This is a genomic window from Halorubrum sp. FL23, from assembly GCF_052439115.2.
Taxonomy (GTDB): Archaea; Halobacteriota; Halobacteria; order Halobacteriales; family Haloferacaceae; genus Halorubrum; species Halorubrum persicum.
The window spans coordinates 343,212-360,357 of record NZ_JBQVRO020000001.1 but is presented as its reverse complement, the minus strand read 5'-3'; the positions used below and the strand labels follow the sequence as shown (position 1 = coordinate 360,357).

The following is a 17,146-nucleotide window of genomic DNA, read 5'->3' as shown; positions in this document are numbered from 1 at the left end:
CTCCTACAGCAGGAACGTCTCTTCCTTCTCCGCGAGGTCGATGAAGTCGTCGGCGGCCTCGATCAGCTCGTCGGCGGCGGAGTTGCCGAACCCCATCGCCTCGACGCGGACCCCCTCGTGGCGGAGGTGCGAGCAGAGCCGAGCGAAGTCGCCGTCGCCGGTACAGAGCACGACGGTGTCGACGTGGCTCGCCAGCGAGACGGCGTCGAGGCTCATCCCGAGGTCCCAGTCGGCCTTCTTCGACCCGTCGGCGAACGTCTTGATCTCCTTGATCTTCGTCTCGAAGCCGATGTCGCGCAACGCCTCGAAGAAGCTCTCCTCCTCCGGCGAGTCGGCGCGGATCACGTACGCGATGGCCCGAACGAGCGACCGGTCGTTCACCGCCTCCTCCAGCAGTCCCGAGTAGTCGATGTTCTGCGAGTACACGCTCTGTGCGGAGTGGTACAGGTTCTGCGAGTCGGCGAGCACCGCGACGCGCTGGTCGGGGTGGATTTCGGTCATACGCCCCGTTCGACCCGCTGGGTTAGGGGTTTTGGGATCCGTTCCCGGCAACCAACCGATCGGGCCCCGGAGTCAGCGGTCCCCGAGCGCGGGAAGCGTCGCTCGCCGCGGCTCCGGCGGTCCCTCCCCGTTGTCGACGGTCACCGCGAGATCGCCGCGGGACTCGCTCTCCTGGCCCTCCGTCAACACGACCGTTCCGCCGACCGACAGCGGCGCGACCACGCCGGCGGCCAGCGCCCGCGGGTCCGACAGATCGCTCCGGAGGACGACGCGGGTGTCGGCGTCGATCCCGTCGCTCTCGACGACCGAGGCGGCCGCCGCGAGGAGGTCGCGGTGGGTGACCTCGCGGTCGACGGTACGCACGACCGGATCGTCCGGACCGACCGGGCTCGGGGGCATTCCCGGGTTCTCGCTCCACAGCTCCTGCTCCCAGTGCGTGGTTTCGGGGCGGTCCGGCGGGCCGCCGAAGGCGACGAGGTTGGTTCCGGGGGCCGGCTCGGTCGCCGCCTCGTCCGCGACGGCGACGAGGACCACGCGATCGCCCCGTTCGATCCCCGCGGCGGGGTCGAACCGGGCCGGAGCGCCCAGCCCCGCGGCGCCGAGGAAGGCGAGGGTCGTGTGGAGCCTCGGCGTCGGCTCGACGGCGACGGTCGCCCCCTCGCGGACGCCGAGATAGCGCAACACGTTGGCGGCCTTGTACGCGTTCGTGATCAGGTCGTGATACGTGCGCTCGCGCCCGTCGGCCGTGACGAGCGCGGTGTCGCGGCTCCGTCGGTCGCGGTCGAGTAAGTCGCCGACGACATCCATACGCGGTGCTCGGGGCGGGTGAGACTTAAAAACGCGGAGGCGTTCCCGAGCCGCGCGATTCGGGGGTCGACCGAGGGGCGCTCAGGGCGCGCCGGCGATGACCATCTTCGACCCGTCCGCGGAGAACGTCAGGTCGCGGGTGGAGTCGGCGTCCACTCGGACCGCGTCGCCGGGACCGAGCTCGACGGGGTCGCCGTCGACGGTGAGCGTCGCCTCGCCGTGGAGCAGCACGTACACCTCCTCCTGACCGGCGTCGGCGTGGTCGTGTTCCATCCCCTCCCAGCCGTCGTCGGCCTCGACGACCGTGACTCCCAGCTCCTCGCAGTCGAGCGCGTCGCGGAGGAAGTACATGCCGGGGGCGCGCGGTTCCACGTCGTCGTAGGTGGTCGCGTCGTAGCCCATACCTGACCATGGGTCCGAACCGCGGAAAAGGTACGGGTCGGCGAAGGCGCGTCGCTAGAAGGAGCTCTTCAGCTTCTCGAAGAAGCCGCCGCCGACGTCGACGTCCTCGCCGCCGGCCTCGGCGAACGCCTCCAGCGCCTCGCGCTGTTCCTCGTTGAGCGACTCCGGAATCACGACGCCGACCTGCACGTAGAGGTCGCCGCGCCCGCGCCGGCGGAGCCGGGGCATCCCCTTCCCCTTGAGGCGGAACGTCTCGCCGCTCTGGGTGCCGGCCGGCACGTCCATCTCGACGCTGCCGTCGACCGTCTCGACCTCGATGGTGTCGCCGAAGACGGCCTGCGGGAAGGAGACCGCCTCGTTCACCCGGAGGTCGTCGCCGTCGCGCTCGAACCGGTCGCCGATGTCGACGTCGACCTCGATCAGCAGGTCGCCGTTGGGGCCGCCGTTCTCGCCGGGCGCGCCCTCGCGCTCCATCCGGAGGCTCTGCCCCGAGCGGATCCCCGCCGGGATCTCGACCGAGAGCGTCGCCTCCTCTCGGGCGACGCCGTCGCCGCCGCAGTCGGCGCAGTCCTCGCTGTACAGTTCGCCCTCGCCATCACAGCGGGGACACGTCGAGGTCTGCTGGACGCGGCCGAGCGGCGTCTGCTGGACCTGTTGAACCTGCCCGCGGCCGTTACACTGCGGACAGGTCTCCACGTCGGCGTCGGGCGGGTGGCCCGCGCCGTCGCAGGTGTCACAGGCGGTCGGTCGCGTGAGCGTGAGCTCCTTGGTCGCGCCCTCGAACGCCTCCTCCAAGTCGATCGTGAGCCCGGTCCGGAGGTCCTGCCCCTGACGGGGACGGTTGCCGCCGCCACCGCCGCCGCCGCGGCCGCCGCCACCGCCGAAGAACTGGTTGAAGATGTCCTCGAAGCCGCCGGCACCGCCGGCGCCCCCCGCGCCGCCGAAGGGGCCGCCCGCACCGCCGGGGCCGCCGCCGGTCGCGCCGCGCTTGTCGGCCTCCGTGAATCGGTCGTGGCCCATCTGGTCGTACTGTTGGCGCTTCTGCTCGTCGGTAAGCACCTCCTTGGCCTTCTGGATCTTCTTGAACCGCTCCTCGGCGTCGTCGTCGTCGCTGACGTCCGGGTGGTGTTCGGCGGCCTGCTTGCGGTACGCCTTCTTGATCTCTTCCTCGCTGGCGTCCCGCGATACGCCGAGGATGTCGTAGAAATCTTCGCTCATGCGTTACGTTCGTTGTTCGGTGATGTGTCGTTCGTATCTGATCGTGCTACGCGGCGCGTCCGAAGGGAGGGTGTCCGGTGGCTACTCTTCGTCGTCGTCCACGTCCTCGAAGTCGGCGTCGACGTACTCCTCGTCGTCGCCGTCGGCGCCGGGACCGGCACCGCCGGGGCCCGCACCGCCCGGACCGGCGCCGCCCATGCCACCCATGCCGCCGGGTCCGGCGCCGGCGGCACCGCCCGCGCCGCCCGGACCGGCCTGCGCGGCCTGTCCCTCGTACATCTGCTTGCCGATCTCCTGTAGCTCCTCGGTGAGCGCCTCGGTGGCGGACTCGATCTCGTCGGTCTCGGCGTCCTCGTCTTCGAGGACCTCCTCGACATCCTCGATGGCCGCCTCGATGTCGGCGACGAGCTCGTCGTCGTCGAGCTCCTCCTCGTTCTCCTCGAGGAGGGTCTCGGCGCGCTGGATCGTCGTCTCGGCCTCGTTGCGGGCCTCGATCCGCTCGCGGCGGGCCTCGTCCTCCTCCTTGTGCTTCTCGGCTTCCTCCTGCATCTCCTCGATCTCCTCGTCGGAGAGGCCGACGCCGCCCTCGATGGTGATCGACTCGGCGTTGCCCGAGCCCTGATCCTCGGCCTCGACGTTGACGATGCCGTTCTCGTCGATGTTGAAGGAGACCTCAATCTGGGGGGTTCCGGCGGGCGCCGGCGGGATGCCGGAGAGCTGGAACGCGCCGAGCAGCTCGTTCTCCTCGGCGATCTCGCGTTCGCCCTGGAAGACGCGGACGTTGACGGAGGTCTGGTTGTCCGCGGCCGTGGTGAACACCTTCGACTCCTCGGTCGGGATCGTGGTGTTCTTCTCGATGAGCCGCTCGAAGAGGCCGCCCTTCACTTCGATACCGAGCGAGAGCGGGGTCACGTCGAGCAGCACGATGTCGTCGACGTCGCCGGAGAGCACGCCGCCCTGGACCGCCGCGCCGAGCGCGACCGCCTCGTCCGGGTTGACGTTCTTCTTCGGCTCCTGGCCGACGAGCTCCTCGACCTTCTCCTGGACCTGCGGCATCCGGGTGGAGCCGCCGACGAGGATGACCTCGTCGATGTCCGACTTCGAGTAGTCGGCGTCGGCGAGCGCCTGCTCGGTCGGGTTCACCGTGCGCTCGATGAGGTCGGAGGTGAGGTTCTCGAACGTGGCGCGGGTGACGGACTGCTCGAGGTGGACCGGGCCGCTGTCGGTCGCGGTGATGAAGGGGAGGTTGACGGTGGTCTCCTTCTTGTTCGACAGCTCGATCTTCGCCTCCTCGGCGGCGTCTTTCAGCCGTTGGAGCGCCTGCCGGTCCTCGCGGAGGTCGATCCCGTGGTTGTTCTGGAACTCGTCGGCGAGGTGGTCGATGAGCGCCTCGTCCCAGTCGTCGCCGCCGAGGTCGTTGTCCCCGTTCGTGGCGACGACCTCGTAGACGCCGCCGCCCAGGTCGAGGACCGACACGTCGAACGTCCCGCCCCCGAGGTCGTAGACGAGGACGGTCTGGTCGGACTCGTCGTCGAGGCCGTACGCCATGGAGGCCGCGGTCGGCTCGTTGACGATGCGCTCGACCTCGAAGCCGGCGATCTCGCCGGCGTCTTTGGTCGCCTGCCGCTGCTTGTCGTTGAAGTACGCGGGGACGGTGATGACCGCCTTCTCGACGTCGTCGCCGAGGTACTCCTCGGCGTCGCGCTTGATCTTCTGGAGGATCATCGCCGACACCTGCTCGGGCGTGTACTCCTCGTCGCCGATCTCGACGGTGTAGCCGTCCTCGCCCATGTGCCGCTTGATCGACTGGATCGTGCGGTCGGGGTTCTGGACGGCCTGGTTCTTCGCCGGCTTCCCGACGAGTCGCTCGCCGTCGTCGGCGAAGGCGACGACCGACGGGGTGGTTCGGTCGCCTTCCGCGTTGGCGATGATCTCGGGCTCGTCGCCTTCCATCACCGCGAACGCGGAGTTGGTGGTACCGAGGTCGATACCGAGGATCTTGTTGCTCGCCATCTTACCCAAATGTACCGGCTTGTGTCGGTTAAAGGTTACTAGACGGCACGATTCGAGCGCACAGCCGATCCCGGTGCTGTCGTGCGATTTCCGCGATCGTGTGAACGCGTCACATCGGTGTTTTTATATCGATCCGCAAGCGCAGCAACTCGCGCCCCGTCGCCGGCGTCGCGAGTTCGGGCACCGCCAGCTGGTGAGGCGTTCGCAGAAATAGATCCCCGTCTCGCGGAGCCCGCCGCGCGCCCTTCAGATCCCGCCGACCAGGTCTTCGAGCACGGCTTCCGGGTCGTCGGCCTTCGCCACGCCGGAGGCCAGCAGGACGCCGGCGGCGCCGAGGTCGCCGGCGGCGGCCACGTCGTCGCCCGTCGAGACGCCGGCGCCGCAGAACACGTCGACCGTAGGATCGACGGCCTCGGCGGCCGAAACCGCGTCCTCGACGATTCCGGGGTCGGCCGTCGAGACGGAGATGTCGCCGCCGATGAGCTCCGGCGGCTCGACGGCGACCGCGTCGGGGCCGAGCGCGGCGGCGGCGCCGACCTGCGCGGGGTTGTTCGCACAGACGATCGTCTCCAGGTCGGCGCGGTCGGCCGCGCGGACGGAGCCGTCGATGTCGGCGAGCTTCAGGCGGTTCTCGGAGTGGTTGATCAGCGTCCCCTCGGCGCCGTTGTCGGCGACCGCCTCGGCGAGGGTCGACCCGGTGTGGGAGCCGTGCGCGTTCGGCGAGACGTGCTGCGCCCACGTTTCGACGCCAGTGTCGGCGACGCGGGCGATGTCGGCGGCCTGCGGGGAGACCGCGATCCGCGCGCCGGACGCCTCCGCCACGTCGCGGGCGGCGGTCGCGACTTCGATCGGATCACACAGGTACGCCTTGAGGTTCACCAAGATGAACATACCCCCATTCGGGGGGCGCGGCGCAAATAGCTTCATACTCCGGCGACGCTCCTCCGCCTGTGCCCGACGCCCTCGGCGCCCGCGTTCGGGGCGGATCACCACCCCGAAAGCAGAAACGACCTTATACCCCGCTACTGTGGGTCCGGCAAGGGATGTCCCTCATCGAGCTCATCGCCGGCGTGGAAGCTCACGAGGCCACGCTGACAGTCTTCAACGCCGACCCGGAGATCACGGACGAACTCCGGGCGCACTTCGCCGACCGCAACATACGGGTCGCCGAGGACCAGACCGCCGCGGGTCCGGAGGGATTCGCCGTGCTCGCGCGCGACGGCGAGTTCGTCACGGCCGTGCCCGTCGGCGAGCTACTGCCGGGGTCTGACGAACCCGGGACCGCGGAAGGCGGCGAGACGGAGGCCGGAGCGCGGGGCGACGGAGAGACCGCCGACCGGGGTGACGGGGAGACCACCGACCGGGGTGACGGGGAGACAGTCGGCCAGCGCGTCGGGGGTCCGGTGTTAGACCACCTCGACGAGACGATGTTCACCTCCTACTCGCGCGCGGACATGGTGGCCGCCTCCCGCGAGATCGAGGACCGCGCGTGGCGGGTCGGAGACGGGGAGCTTCACGCCGGCTTTCAGACGCTCGACGTGCTCACCGGCGAGACGGACACCTACGATATCCTCGGCGGGAAAGACCGTCTCGACGTGCACGCGTACGCCGCCGACGAGGGCGAGGCCCCGGACGTGGAACACTACACCGTCCACGTCGGCGAGACCGCCGAGATCCGCGAGACGTGGTTCGTCGCGTACGACGGCGGCGGGTACGACGACGCGAAGTGCGCGCTGCTCGCCGAGGAGCGCGCCCCGGGAGAGTTCTACGGGTTCTGGAGCTACGATCCCGAGACGGTCGACTACATCATCGACTACCTGACCGATCGCTACGGCGGCTCGGAACAGACCGACGACGGCGGAGCGACGGTGTGAATCGGGCGGCCGAGACGACCGCCTGGCTGTCGGTCGCCACGCTCGTCGCGACGATCGCGACGGGCGGGAGCCTCTGGTTCAGCCTCGGACTCGGGCTCACGCCCTGCGATCTGTGCTGGTACCAGCGGATCCTCATGTACCCGCTCGTCGTGGTGCTCGGCGTCGCGGCCGGCGAGCGACGACCGGCGGTCGTCAGGACCGCCCTGCCGCTCGCGGCTCTCGGTACGGCTCTCGCCGCCTATCACTCGTTCCTCCAGGCGACGCAGACGGAGTGCACGCTCGGCGGCCCGTGCGCGACCGTGCAGTGGCAGAGCCCCGCGATCGGGTTCAGGATCCCGAACCTCTCGCTCGTCGCGTTCGGACTGCTCGTGGCTCTGCTCGCGGGAGTGTGGGTTCGGATCGGTCGGCGGTAATCGTCGGAGCTCAGAGCGACGCCCGGGAGAAGCCGCGGTCAGTCCTTCCGCTTGACCACGTCGCCGAGCGTCATCGTCCCGGCGTCGCCGCCGTCCCAGTCGGCGTCGTCGACCGACTCGCCCTCGACCAGCGAGATGTCGAGCGCGCTCTCCAGCTTCCGCTGGATGTCGTCGGTGGGGAGCGTGTCGCCGCGCTCCAGCTTCCGGATGAGGCTCGCCTTCTCGTTGAGCTGGTCGGCCAGCTCTTCCTGGCTGAGGCCGCGGGACTCGCGGGCGTTCCGGATCTGGTCGTCGTAGTCGGTGGCGATCTCGTCCATGTCGTCGAACATGTCGCGCGGACGCGTTGAGCCGCCCGACGACCGGGACGACCCGCCCGAGGAGCCGGAGGAGGATCCGGACGACTTCCCGGTGCTCGAACTCGTGGAGTACTTGCTGCCGCCGGAGCCGGTGGACTCGTCGCGGACCTCGGTACCGAAGTCCGTACACGAGCTACACAGCTCCAGCTCGGCGCCTTCGACCTTCGTCGTCGTCAGCGAGGCCTGGTCGGCGCCACACATCTCACACTGGGGCATACGCGACGGTAGCGCTCCCGGTGGTATAAAGGGTGCGCCGGGCGCCGCCGACGGGCCGGTCGCTCCGCGCTGTTCCCCCTCACCCGGTGCCGGTCGGACCGCAGAATCGTGCCGCGGCCGGTACCCACTTGTCGCCGCGGGCGGCAGAGGTAGTATGGACGTTCACGTAACCAGTTCGACCGTTCGGGGGACCACCCGTGCGCCGCCCTCGAAGAGCTACACGCACCGCGCGCTGCTGGCGGCGGGGTACAGCGACGGTGCGACCGTGCGCTCCCCGCTCGTCTCGGCCGACACGAAGGCGACCGCCCGAGCCGTGACCGCCTTCGGCGGCGGGGTCGAGCCGGAGTCGGCGACCGACATCGACGACGCCGACGCGCTCGTCGTCGACGGGTTCGGCGGTCGACCCGCCGTCCCGGGCGACGTGATCGACTGCGCGAACTCCGGGACGACGATGCGACTCGTCACCGCCGCGGCCGCGCTCGCGGACGGGACCACGGTGTTGACGGGCGACGGATCGCTTCGGTCGCGCCCGCAGGGGCCGCTCCTCGAGGCGCTCGGCGACCTCGGCGTGCGCGCGGAGTCGACCCGCGGGAACGGGCAGGCGCCCCTCGTCGTCTCCGGACCGCTCGCGGGCGGCGAGGTCGCGATCCCCGGCGACGTCTCCTCGCAGTACGTCACCGCCCTGCTGATGGCCGGCGCGGTCACCGAGGCGGGCGTCGAGATCGATCTGACGACACCCCTCAAATCGGCCCCGTACGTCGACATCACGCTCGAACTACTCGATGACTTCGGGGTCGAGGCCACGCCGGTCGACGACGGCGGGTCGGCGCTCGACGGCGCGGCCGGCGCCGCGGGCTTCGTCGTCGACGGCGGGCAGTCGTACGCGCCCGCGGACGGGAGCTACACCGTCCCCGGCGACTTCTCCTCGATCTCGTATCTGGTCGCCGCCGGCGCCGTCGCCGCCGAGCCCGGCGAGGCCGTCCGGATCGAGGGCGCCGTGCCGAGCGCGCAGGGCGACTCCGCGATCGTCGAGATCGCCGAGCGCATGGGCGCGGACACCGAGTGGGACCGCGAGGCTGGCGTCATCGCCGTTCGACGCGCCGACCTCTCCGGCGTCGAGGTCGACGTGGGCGACACGCCGGATCTGCTTCCCACCATCGCCGCGCTGGGCGCGGTCGCCGAGGGCGACACCCGGATCACGAACTGCGAACACGTCCGGTACAAGGAGACCGACCGCGTCGCCGCGATGGCCGAGGAGCTGGAGAAGCTGGGCGCCGAGACGACCGAGGAGCAAGACACGCTGACGGTCCACGGCTCCGAGAGCGACCTCCGGGGCGCGAGCGTCGACGGGCGCGCGGACCACCGGATCGTGATGTCGCTCGCGGTGGCCGCCTTGGTCGCCGAGGGCACCACGACGATCCGCGGCGGCGAGCACGTCGACGTCTCCTTCCCGAACTTCTTCGACGCGATGGCCGACCTCGGCATGGCCGTCGAGCGCGACGGCGAGAGCGAGTAGCGCGCGCCTGCGACCTACAGGAACCCGGCGAGGCCGACCGCCTCGATCAGCGGCACGCCGGCGACGACGGACCCGATCAGGTAGCCGCCGATCGCCCCGCCGTTGAGCAGGGGGAGCCCGGCGTGCGGCCGTCCCTTGATCACCCAGCTCATCAGCACCAACAGCCCCGCGAGGCTCCCGACCATCGCGAGCAGCGCGGGGGCGTTGACCCCGATCAGGGGCACGGAGAGGGTCTCGGCCGGCGAGAACGTCGCCGCGCTCGCGACGAGCACCGTCGGGATCACGGCGTCGCCGAGGCCGATGAAGAACGCGTCGCGATCCTCGATGTCGGTCGGCTCCGAGACGTCGGCGTCCGCGCCCTCGGCGTCGTCGGTGTCGGTGTCGGGATCGCCGTCGGCGTCGTCGCCGTCGGCGGTCACGGAGTCGTCCTCGCCTTCCGGCTCCTCCCCCAGAAGCGAGTACGAAAGCGACAGCGGGATCACGAGCACCACCGGGATGTTCAGGTCCATCACGCCCTCCGCGAGCGACAGCATGTGCTCGGTGCCGTACACCGAGATCGCGTCGTAGATCGCCAGGAACGCCAACAGCAGCAGCGCGGGCAACAGCCCGAACGAGATGCCGAACAACCCCGCCGCGCCCGCTCCCATCAACACGCCGGCGGCGTCGATCACGTACCACTCGGGGTACGCGAGCAGGGCGACGCCGACCGCGACCGCGGGCACGGCGGCCGCGAGGGGGGAGAGCACCGCCGAGAAGACGTACCACGAGAGCCACGCGGAGACGCCGACGATCAGCAGCCGGATCCCCTGATCGAGGTCGTAGCGGAACGCGGCGAGCATCACCCCGGTCATGGCGATGATCGCGGCGATGTACACGAGGCTGTTCGTCGGGTTCTCCGGGTTTTCGACCGCTTGGTAGCCGCTCTCGGCGAACTCCGGCACCAGCGCTAACGCGCCCAACTGGACGACGAGGAACAGGCCCACGACGAAGGCGACGCCGCGGTACTCGCGGGGGAACATTCGACCGTCTGTTCGGGATCGGAGGGTTTCGTCCTTGCGTTTCGCTCCGGGTCGGACCCGTCCGGCCGCTACGGGAGGCCAGTGCGCGTAGAGAAACGGGATCGGGTACGGTGTGGGAGCGGGTGAACCCGAACCCGAAAGCCGACGGACGACGGACGGTGGAAGCGAGTCTTCGGCCGGCCCGCCCGGAAACGGGGTGGGGCCGACCGGATTCGTCCGCGGCGTTTACCTGCTGCCGCGAGCGAGGTAAGTAGCTATCGCCCCAGTTATCGATGTTGATTCCGAGAGTCGCGCCGGCCCCCGCCGTCGGGAGTGACCGGCGGGCGAGACGTGGGGCCACGAAACGCGAGTCAACGACTGCGTGGCGTTCGAAAAACGGGAGCGGAGGCGAAGGCGGCGAGAGGCGAAGGTGAGGTGGCAAACGGTGAACCGCGGAGCGAACGGTTGAACGACGGGAGGCGGGCGGGCGGCGGCCGAACAGCGGACCCCCGGGCTGTTACCGGCGTCGCCGCCCGAGTGGTCGGGACGGGCGCGTGGTTTTGTCGCCGAACTCCAACGAGAAAAGCGTCGGACTTCGGCAACCGAGACTAATCGCTTCTCCCGTATAAATGAGACGGTCCGTGGTCACCGACGGTCGCGCAGTGCGGGGAACTCCTCGCGCACCGCGGCAACGCGGTCCGGGTCGACTTCGGCGGTCACGGTCGTCGGCTCCTCGCCCGCCGACGCCAGCGTCGTTCCCCACGGATCGTAGACGGTCGTCCGACCACAGAGCGTGTCGCCGTCGAACGCGCCGCTCCCGTTGACCGCCGCGACGTAGGCCAGATTCTCGATCGCTCGCGCCCGGCCGAGCGTCCGCCAGTGCTCAACCCGCGGGTACGGCCACGCGCTCGGCACCAGGACGCAGTCGACGCCCGCCTCGACCATCCGCCGGAACTGCTCGGGGAACCGGAGGTCGTAACAGGTGGTCACCCCGACGCGCACGCCCTCCAACTCGGTCACGGGTGCCCGCTCGCCGGGGACCATCCGCGAGGTCTCCTCGGACCCGTACCCGAAGAGGTGGCGCTTCCGGTAGACGAGCCGCCGCTCTCCGCTCCGATCGAACAGCACCGCCGCGTTCGCGAGCCCCTCGTCGGCCGGGACGTCGATCCCGTCGCTCGCGGACGCAGCGAGGTCCTCGACGACGGTCCCCGCCAGCACGTTCACGTCGGCCTCGGCGGCGACCGCGGCGAACCGACCCAGCCGGTCACCCGCGAGGCTCTCGGCCGCGCGGGCGTAGGAGTCGAACGCGAAGTACCCCACGTCGAACAGCTCCGGGAGCACGACCAGGTCGGCCCCGTCCGCCGCGGCCTCGCGGACCGCCTCGATCGCGGCCGCGACGTTGTCCTCGACGGCGCCGCCCTCGACGCCGAGCTGGACGCAGGCGAGTCTCATGCCGTCGTTCCGAGCGACGCCCGCAGGGCGTCTTCCAAGTTGTCGAGCTCCTCGTCGAAGTTGCGCTCGAAGAAGGACTCGACGCCCGGCAGCCGGCCGTCGACCACGAACTCGTTGGCCAGCCGGCAGCCGCCGTCGGTCTCGGTGATCGTGTGCTCGCCGGTGACGCGGAACCCCCGCGACTTGCCGACGAACTTCACCCGCGTCGGCGGGTCGCGCTCGACCTCCTCCGTCTCGACGGAGATGGTCGACCGGATCATCGGGATCGGGAGCGCGACGTGCCACGTCGCTCGCCCGTCGCCGTGTACCTCGAAGGTGTCGACGACGCTTATCGCCCCTGCGCGCTGCTCGGCATCCGAGATGAACGCCCACACGTCCTCGGCGGGGGCGTCGAACTCGAACGTCCGGGAAACTCGGACGGTCATACGCTTCCGTTTGGGACTACGGGAGTTAAAAGCACGCGAGTCGGCACCGCGGTCGCAACCGCGCGGGGCGAGTGGGGGCGAACGCAGGCGAACGGGTCGCCGTCTCAGCCCTGCGGCGTCACGCGCCACGTCGTCGACCGCGCGCGACCCCACTTTTCGATGTCCACGTCGTCGGACTTCTCGGCGAGCCGGGGGAGTCGCGAGCCGACCTGCTTGGCGGTGAGGCCGATAGCGTCGGCGATCGTCTTCGAGCGGACGTACCGCTCGCCACGGGTGACGCTGTCCGTGAGGTACGCGAGGATGCGCTGCTCCTCCTCGGTGTACTCGCTCATGTCTGTAGGTAGGCGTCAAACGTTCTTAACGGTTTCTCGTCGGGACCGCGCTCAGTCGAAAATCTGGACGGCGACGACCGAGCAGAGGGCGAAGACGAACGCCGCCCCGAACCCCCACGCCTTCCCGAGCTGCGACGGGTGGCCGAACATCACGACGGCGCCGACAACCGCGATTGCGCCCAACGCGAGCGCCACGCCAATCTCCTTGTCAGACTCGATGGATGCCTCGCTCATACTCGTCGCTTTGCGGGCGACTACTTAGTTCATGCGAACGCGGGGAGTTAGAGCCGAAGCGGAGGGCGCGGCCCGGTCCCTGATCGGCTGTTCTCGACGCGCTCCGACTAGATGATCTCGACGTGCTCCGACTCCTCGTTGAGCGCGAGGTTGGCGGCGATCTCGGCGTTCCGCATCGCGTACTCCGCGGTGTGCTGCAGGCTGACGAGCACCTCGCGGGTCATCAACAGCGTGTCGTTGTCGAGGTCGCTCGGGAGCTCGCCGAGGATCTCCTGTTCGCGGTCTTCGAGCCGGACGAACAGCTCCCGGCACTCGACCGTGAGATCGTAGTCCCGCTCGACGACCGCCCGCACCGCCAGCGCGGTCAGGTCGTCCACCTGATCGGTGAACTCTCGGATCTGCCGCATCGTCGCGCTGTCGACGTCGAGCGTGTGGCCCTCGGCCTCCATCACGATGTCGGCGATGTCCTCCGCGTTGTCGGCGGTGAGTTCGAGGTTCTTCGCCACCGACCGGTAGCCGATGAGCGGGAACCCCTCCTCTAACCCGACCGCGCGGGCGAGGTTCGGGTTCTGGTACGCCGTGAAGATGAGCCGGAGCAGGAGCACGAAGATCTTGTTCGCCTGCCGCTCGCGGTTGAGCGCGCGCTGAGCCAGGTCGGGATTGCCGTGCGCGAGCGCCTTCACGGCCTCGCCGCGCATCGTGGACCCCGTGTTCTCCAGTCGCTCGAGCAGGTTGTCGAGGGTGAAGTCCTCGGGGTCGACGGAACACCGGATCGAGATGTCCGCGGGCGTCTCCTCGATGACGCCGAGTCCCATCAGCTGCGTTTCCGCCTTGTAGACGGCGTTGATGTGTTCGCTGTCGAGCGTCCCCTCGCTACGGACGTGGATCACGCGCCGCCCCAGAACGTACTGCGCGACGATGGCGCGTTCGAGCGAGCGCGCGTCCAGCGCGTCCGCGTTGATAACGGCCTCCGACTCCTCCGTGCTCACGGACTCCGGAAGGACCGTGAGCGTGCCCTTGCCGCCCATCCGCAGCGAGACCTCGTCGCCCTTGTTGACACCGTGTTCCTTCGCCCACTCAGCCGGGAGAGTCATCGCCAGCGTCGACGGTCCCAACCGCTGGACTTTCCGCGTTTCCATACGGGTTGATACCGCCGGATACACCTTAACCTTGTTCCTATGTCCATTATACGCTTTGTCGAATATACAAGGGATATTCTCGATTTGCCGGCGAAAGGGAGTGAGGTGCTCACCGGCTGCGCGAAGGGCGAGTGTTCACCGACTACGAGGCGATCCGCGCGTTTATGCCGTTCTGCCGCCGACGGTGGGGCATGACCGAGCGGGTACTCGTCGTCGACGACTCCTCGTTCCAGCGGACCGTCGTTCGGGACGCGCTGGAGGGCCCCTTCGAGGTGGTCGGCGAGGCCGAGAACGGTGCGGAGGCGGTGGAGCTGTTCGAAGCGTACGAACCGGACGCGGTGTCGATGGACGTCGTGATGCCCGAGATGACCGGGATCGAGGCGACCGCCGCGATCAAAGAACGCTGGCCGGACGCGGTGATCGTGATGTGCACGAGCGTCGACCAGCAGGAGAAGATGATGGAGGCGGTGAAAGCCGGCGCCGACGGCTACGTGACGAAACCGGTCGACGCCGACAAGCTGGTTCCCGAGATGCAGAGCCACTTCGCGTGAAACCTCGCGGTCGGCGCCGCTCTCGCGTCGGATCGAGGGATCGCAGGTCCCCTTAGGCCGGATCGAACGACCGCAGGATCGACGCGAGCGCGCTCGCGAGCTCCTCGAAGCGGTCGATGTCCATCGAATCGGTCGTCACCCACACCCCGTGGCCGTTGTTGATAACGCGGGTGAGGTAGCCGTTCTCGAAGACGCGAACCGTGAACCGGTAGTCGCCGAGCTGGGTGTCGGCGTACAGCGACTGCGCGTGGAACCCGTGTCGCTCGCTCTCCGCGAAGCCGACGAGGTCGGCGGTCCGGCTCAGATCGCTGCGGAGGTAGAGCTGTTCGACGTCGCCCTCGGTGAAGTACGTGAGGCTCCGCAGCTCGTCTCCGATGGCGGTCCGCGCGGCGCTGAGCAGCTCCTCGACGCTCTCGTCCGGTGGGTGTGGCATGCTACCACGATCGATCGTCTGGTACATGAGCGTATGGGTGTCCGCAGCGGATCCGACGCGGAGGGACAGAGTTTAGCGACTCCCCTGATATCACCCCCGTAATGAGTGAGTACGACGACGTCTGCGTCTTGCTGCCGACGATGGACGAAGTCGAGACGGTCGCGCGCGTCGTCGAGGCGTTCCGCGACGCCGGGCTCGACGAGGTTCTCGTCATCGACGGCGGATCGGCGGACGGCACGCAGGAGGCGGCCCGAGGGGCGGGCGCGCGCGTCGTCGAGCAGTCCGGGCGAGGAAAGGGACAGGCGGTCAGAGAGGCGGTCCGAGACCACATCGAGGCGCGGTACGTCGTGATGGCCGACGCGGACGCGACGTACGACGCGGGCGACGCCGAGGCGATGCTCGATCCCCTGCTGTCGGGCGAGGCGGACCACGTCATCGGAAACCGCTTCGCCGACATGCGACCGGGCGCGATGACGCGGCTGAACCGGATCGGGAACCGGATCATCAACGCCTCGTTCCGCGTCATCCACGGCGAGTCCTACCGAGACATCCTCTCCGGGTACCGCGCGTTCACCCGGGAGTCGTTCCGCAGACTCCACCTCACCGCCGACGGGTTCGGGATCGAGACCGAGATGGCGGTCGAGTGCGTGAAGAACCAACAGTCGGTCGCGGTCGTCCCGATCACCTACCGCGAGCGCCCCGGCGGCTCTGCGACCAATCTGCACCCCGTCCGCGACGGCGGCGTGATCTTCCTCGAACTGTACCGGAAGGCGAAGACGAACAACCCCCTGTTCTACTTCGGGAGCCTCGGCGCGGTGTTGACGGGCGCCGGGGCGCTCATGACCGGATACGTGCTCTACGACTGGGTCGTCAACCGGATCACCCACGAGATAATCTCGATCGGCGCCGTCGGCGCCGCAATCTTGGGGATCCAGCTTCTGATCTTCGGATTCCTCGCCGACATGATCCTCTCGCTCCACCGCGAGCAGGTGGCTCGCTACGAGCGCGCGGTCGACGACGGATCGGAGCGGTAAGCGTCGATCGCCGCTCCCGCACCGCTCCTCCTCGCCTCGTCCGTCCCCGGCCGCGTTCCCTCCGTCGCGGTCCCTATCGAGCCCCCATAGTTTATGTCCGACCACAGAGAGGAACCGCCATGGACGAAAAGCGGTTCGTCATCGCCCTCTTCGGTCTCGTCGTCGCGCTGCTCGTCGGGTTCATCGCCTATCGGTTCGTCGCCCCGCTCACGGTCGCCGTCTTCCTCTACTACTCCACCCGGCGACTCTACCACCGCCTCGAGCGCTTCCGGCTCCCCGCGCGGGTCAGGGCGGTGGCCTCGCTGTCGCTGATCGGTATCCCGCTTATCGGGCTCCTGAGCTACACCGTGCTCCTCCTGCTGGTCGAAGCGCGCCGGTTCATCGAGCGGTATCCGGTCGCCGAGACGGTCGGGGCCGAGAACTCGTGGGTCGGCGACCTCGCCGCGCTCTCGAACCCGACGTTCGAGGGGATCATGCAGGCGTACCAGTCCGGCCAGCTCGACCCGCTCATCGAGTTCGTCTCCGAGCAGGCGGGGCTGCTGGCGGGCGTGCTCTCCGGGCTCACGCTGAACCTCCTCATCACGATCGTCGTCACCTACTACCTGCTGCTCGACGGCTCGAAGTTCCACGACTGGCTGCTCACGTTCGACGACGACGCCGTCGTCCGCGAGTACCTCGAAGCGGTCGACGCAGAGCTGGAGGCGGTGCTGTACGGGAACCTGCTCAACGTCATCGCCATCTCGATCATCGCCGTCGTGACGTACACCGGCTACAACGTGGTCGCGCCCGAAATCGTCGAGGTCCCCTACCCCGCGCTCGCGGGGGCGCTCACGGGCATCGCGAGCCTGATCCCCGTGATCGGGATGAAGATCGTGTACGTCCCGCTCGCGGCGGTGACCGCGGTCCCGTCGGTCCTCGCCGACGAGGTCGCCGCGCTCGTGTACGTCGCCGGGTTCCTCGTCGTTTCCGCGATCGTCGTCGACACGATCCCCGACATCGTGCTCCGGCCCTACTTCAGCGGGAAGACGACGCACGTCGGGCTGCTCATGCTGGCGTACATCTTCGGCCCGGTCGTGTTCGGGTTCCACGGGCTGTTCCTCGCCCCGATCGTGCTCGTGTTGGCGCTCACGTTCGCCGACACCGCCCTGATACGGCTCCTCGGGGGCGACACCGAGGAGACCGGTCCGTCGATGCCGCGCGGGCAGCGCCGGCTCGACGAGTTCTGACCGGCG

20 protein-coding genes are annotated in these 17,146 nt (G+C 69.2%); 6 read left to right on the top strand and 14 right to left on the bottom strand.

What is annotated here, in order from left to right; genetic code table 11:
- Positions 1 to 3: 3 nt before the first annotated feature.
- The 6 genes from ACT4MF_RS01840 to tpiA all read right to left on the bottom strand — a co-directional run bounded on the left by ACT4MF_RS01840 (position 4) and on the right by tpiA (position 5,832).
- Positions 4 to 501 carry a LabA-like NYN domain-containing protein gene (locus ACT4MF_RS01840; protein ID WP_099254691.1) on the bottom strand — a complete coding sequence of 166 codons (498 nt, stop codon included), beginning with the start codon at positions 499 to 501 and terminating at the stop codon, positions 4 to 6.
- A 72-nt stretch (positions 502 to 573) separates the two neighbouring features.
- Positions 574 to 1,308 (bottom strand): hypothetical protein, encoded by a 735-nt coding sequence (locus tag ACT4MF_RS01835; RefSeq protein WP_444681547.1) that lies wholly within the window; start codon positions 1,306 to 1,308, stop codon positions 574 to 576.
- An 81-nt stretch (positions 1,309 to 1,389) separates the two neighbouring features.
- Positions 1,390 to 1,710, bottom strand: a complete 321-nt coding sequence (locus tag ACT4MF_RS01830; protein ID WP_099254693.1) for a cupin domain-containing protein — start codon at positions 1,708 to 1,710, stop codon at positions 1,390 to 1,392.
- 54 nt (positions 1,711 to 1,764) lie between these two features.
- Positions 1,765 to 2,928, bottom strand: a complete 1,164-nt coding sequence (dnaJ, locus tag ACT4MF_RS01825) for a molecular chaperone DnaJ (protein WP_099254694.1) — start codon at positions 2,926 to 2,928, stop codon at positions 1,765 to 1,767.
- Positions 2,929 to 3,009: 81 nt separating this feature from the next.
- Complete coding sequence (dnaK, locus tag ACT4MF_RS01820; RefSeq protein ID WP_180271729.1) at positions 3,010 to 4,941, bottom strand: molecular chaperone DnaK; 1,932 nt, start codon at positions 4,939 to 4,941, stop codon at positions 3,010 to 3,012.
- A 246-nt stretch (positions 4,942 to 5,187) separates the two neighbouring features.
- Positions 5,188 to 5,832 carry a triose-phosphate isomerase gene (gene tpiA / locus ACT4MF_RS01815; RefSeq protein ID WP_444681546.1) on the bottom strand — a complete coding sequence of 215 codons (645 nt, stop codon included), beginning with the start codon at positions 5,830 to 5,832 and terminating at the stop codon, positions 5,188 to 5,190.
- A gap of 152 nt (positions 5,833 to 5,984) precedes the next feature.
- Between tpiA and ACT4MF_RS01810 the strand changes: the two genes are divergently transcribed.
- On the top strand, positions 5,985 to 6,815 hold the full coding sequence (locus ACT4MF_RS01810) for a DICT sensory domain-containing protein (RefSeq protein WP_444681545.1): 831 nt from the start codon (positions 5,985 to 5,987) through the stop codon (positions 6,813 to 6,815).
- Positions 6,812 to 7,228 (top strand): disulfide bond formation protein B, encoded by a 417-nt coding sequence (locus ACT4MF_RS01805; RefSeq protein WP_444681544.1) that lies wholly within the window; start codon positions 6,812 to 6,814, stop codon positions 7,226 to 7,228. The genes ACT4MF_RS01810 and ACT4MF_RS01805 overlap by 4 nt, the downstream gene beginning before the upstream one ends.
- Positions 7,229 to 7,266: 38 nt before the next feature.
- Here the strand turns inward: ACT4MF_RS01805 and ACT4MF_RS01800 are convergent, their stop codons facing one another.
- Complete coding sequence (locus ACT4MF_RS01800) at positions 7,267 to 7,800, bottom strand: multiprotein bridging factor aMBF1 (protein WP_099254699.1); 534 nt, start codon at positions 7,798 to 7,800, stop codon at positions 7,267 to 7,269.
- Positions 7,801 to 7,954: 154 nt separating this feature from the next.
- On the opposite strand from ACT4MF_RS01800, the gene aroA reads away from it, so the two are divergent.
- On the top strand, positions 7,955 to 9,316 hold the full coding sequence (gene aroA, locus ACT4MF_RS01795; protein ID WP_444681543.1) for a 3-phosphoshikimate 1-carboxyvinyltransferase: 1,362 nt from the start codon (positions 7,955 to 7,957) through the stop codon (positions 9,314 to 9,316).
- 14 nt (positions 9,317 to 9,330) lie between these two features.
- Here the strand turns inward: aroA and ACT4MF_RS01790 are convergent, their stop codons facing one another.
- The 6 genes from ACT4MF_RS01790 to ACT4MF_RS01765 all read right to left on the bottom strand — a co-directional run bounded on the left by ACT4MF_RS01790 (position 9,331) and on the right by ACT4MF_RS01765 (position 13,896).
- The gene (locus tag ACT4MF_RS01790) at positions 9,331 to 10,335 is read right to left on the bottom strand and encodes a presenilin family intramembrane aspartyl protease PSH (protein WP_444681542.1); all 1,005 of its coding nucleotides are present in this window, start codon (positions 10,333 to 10,335) and stop codon (positions 9,331 to 9,333) included.
- 624 nt (positions 10,336 to 10,959) lie between these two features.
- The gene (locus tag ACT4MF_RS01785) at positions 10,960 to 11,766 is read right to left on the bottom strand and encodes a carbon-nitrogen family hydrolase (RefSeq protein WP_099254702.1); all 807 of its coding nucleotides are present in this window, start codon (positions 11,764 to 11,766) and stop codon (positions 10,960 to 10,962) included.
- Positions 11,763 to 12,191, bottom strand: coding sequence for an SRPBCC family protein (locus tag ACT4MF_RS01780; protein WP_099254703.1), 429 nt, complete (start codon positions 12,189 to 12,191; stop codon positions 11,763 to 11,765). The genes ACT4MF_RS01785 and ACT4MF_RS01780 overlap by 4 nt, the downstream gene beginning before the upstream one ends.
- Before the next feature lie 104 nt (positions 12,192 to 12,295).
- Positions 12,296 to 12,523 carry a DUF7123 family protein gene (locus ACT4MF_RS01775; RefSeq protein ID WP_007998354.1) on the bottom strand — a complete coding sequence of 76 codons (228 nt, stop codon included), beginning with the start codon at positions 12,521 to 12,523 and terminating at the stop codon, positions 12,296 to 12,298.
- A gap of 51 nt (positions 12,524 to 12,574) precedes the next feature.
- Complete coding sequence (locus tag ACT4MF_RS01770; protein WP_008004477.1) at positions 12,575 to 12,757, bottom strand: DUF7525 family protein; 183 nt, start codon at positions 12,755 to 12,757, stop codon at positions 12,575 to 12,577.
- A gap of 107 nt (positions 12,758 to 12,864) precedes the next feature.
- Positions 12,865 to 13,896, bottom strand: a complete 1,032-nt coding sequence (locus tag ACT4MF_RS01765) for a phosphate signaling complex PhoU family protein (protein ID WP_099254705.1) — start codon at positions 13,894 to 13,896, stop codon at positions 12,865 to 12,867.
- Positions 13,897 to 14,087: 191 nt separating this feature from the next.
- Here ACT4MF_RS01765 and ACT4MF_RS01760 point away from each other — a divergent pair, with 191 nt between their 5' ends.
- Positions 14,088 to 14,447 carry a response regulator gene (locus ACT4MF_RS01760; protein ID WP_099254706.1) on the top strand — a complete coding sequence of 120 codons (360 nt, stop codon included), beginning with the start codon at positions 14,088 to 14,090 and terminating at the stop codon, positions 14,445 to 14,447.
- 52 nt (positions 14,448 to 14,499) lie between these two features.
- Here the strand turns inward: ACT4MF_RS01760 and ACT4MF_RS01755 are convergent, their stop codons facing one another.
- Entirely contained in the window at positions 14,500 to 14,880 is a 381-nt protein-coding gene (locus tag ACT4MF_RS01755) for a DUF7522 family protein (protein ID WP_099254752.1), read from the bottom strand.
- A 101-nt stretch (positions 14,881 to 14,981) separates the two neighbouring features.
- Between ACT4MF_RS01755 and aglJ the strand changes: the two genes are divergently transcribed.
- Together aglJ and ACT4MF_RS01745 are read left to right on the top strand one after the other, a co-directional pair.
- A complete protein-coding gene (aglJ, locus tag ACT4MF_RS01750) occupies positions 14,982 to 15,914 on the top strand; it encodes an S-layer glycoprotein N-glycosyltransferase AglJ (RefSeq protein ID WP_444681541.1) in 933 nt (310 codons plus the stop codon).
- A gap of 119 nt (positions 15,915 to 16,033) precedes the next feature.
- Positions 16,034 to 17,140: an AI-2E family transporter gene (locus ACT4MF_RS01745; RefSeq protein WP_099254708.1), complete on the top strand. Its 1,107-nt coding sequence runs from the start codon at positions 16,034 to 16,036 to the stop codon at positions 17,138 to 17,140.
- Positions 17,141 to 17,146 lie beyond the last annotated feature (6 nt).

Excerpts from the sequence above, each read along its gene's own strand:
- ACT4MF_RS01840 (WP_099254691.1), bottom strand. The coding sequence starts at position 501 with ATGACCGAAATCCACCCCGACCAGCGCGTCGCGGTGCTCGCCGACTCG.
- ACT4MF_RS01835 (WP_444681547.1), bottom strand. The coding sequence starts at position 1,308 with ATGGATGTCGTCGGCGACTTACTCGACCGCGACCGACGGAGCCGCGAC.
- ACT4MF_RS01830 (WP_099254693.1), bottom strand. The coding sequence starts at position 1,710 with ATGGGCTACGACGCGACCACCTACGACGACGTGGAACCGCGCGCCCCC.
- dnaJ (WP_099254694.1), bottom strand. The coding sequence starts at position 2,928 with ATGAGCGAAGATTTCTACGACATCCTCGGCGTATCGCGGGACGCCAGC.
- dnaK (WP_180271729.1), bottom strand. The coding sequence starts at position 4,941 with ATGGCGAGCAACAAGATCCTCGGTATCGACCTCGGTACCACCAACTCC.
- tpiA (WP_444681546.1), bottom strand. The coding sequence starts at position 5,832 with ATGTTCATCTTGGTGAACCTCAAGGCGTACCTGTGTGATCCGATCGAA.
- ACT4MF_RS01810 (WP_444681545.1), top strand. The coding sequence starts at position 5,985 with ATGTCCCTCATCGAGCTCATCGCCGGCGTGGAAGCTCACGAGGCCACG.
- ACT4MF_RS01800 (WP_099254699.1), bottom strand. The coding sequence starts at position 7,800 with ATGCCCCAGTGTGAGATGTGTGGCGCCGACCAGGCCTCGCTGACGACG.
- aroA (WP_444681543.1), top strand. The coding sequence starts at position 7,955 with ATGGACGTTCACGTAACCAGTTCGACCGTTCGGGGGACCACCCGTGCG.
- ACT4MF_RS01790 (WP_444681542.1), bottom strand. The coding sequence starts at position 10,335 with ATGTTCCCCCGCGAGTACCGCGGCGTCGCCTTCGTCGTGGGCCTGTTC.
- ACT4MF_RS01785 (WP_099254702.1), bottom strand. The coding sequence starts at position 11,766 with ATGAGACTCGCCTGCGTCCAGCTCGGCGTCGAGGGCGGCGCCGTCGAG.
- ACT4MF_RS01780 (WP_099254703.1), bottom strand. The coding sequence starts at position 12,191 with ATGACCGTCCGAGTTTCCCGGACGTTCGAGTTCGACGCCCCCGCCGAG.
- ACT4MF_RS01775 (WP_007998354.1), bottom strand. The coding sequence starts at position 12,523 with ATGAGCGAGTACACCGAGGAGGAGCAGCGCATCCTCGCGTACCTCACG.
- ACT4MF_RS01770 (WP_008004477.1), bottom strand. The coding sequence starts at position 12,757 with ATGAGCGAGGCATCCATCGAGTCTGACAAGGAGATTGGCGTGGCGCTC.
- ACT4MF_RS01765 (WP_099254705.1), bottom strand. The coding sequence starts at position 13,896 with ATGGAAACGCGGAAAGTCCAGCGGTTGGGACCGTCGACGCTGGCGATG.
- ACT4MF_RS01760 (WP_099254706.1), top strand. The coding sequence starts at position 14,088 with ATGACCGAGCGGGTACTCGTCGTCGACGACTCCTCGTTCCAGCGGACC.
- ACT4MF_RS01755 (WP_099254752.1), bottom strand. The coding sequence starts at position 14,880 with ATGCCACACCCACCGGACGAGAGCGTCGAGGAGCTGCTCAGCGCCGCG.
- aglJ (WP_444681541.1), top strand. The coding sequence starts at position 14,982 with ATGAGTGAGTACGACGACGTCTGCGTCTTGCTGCCGACGATGGACGAA.
- ACT4MF_RS01745 (WP_099254708.1), top strand. The coding sequence starts at position 16,034 with ATGGACGAAAAGCGGTTCGTCATCGCCCTCTTCGGTCTCGTCGTCGCG.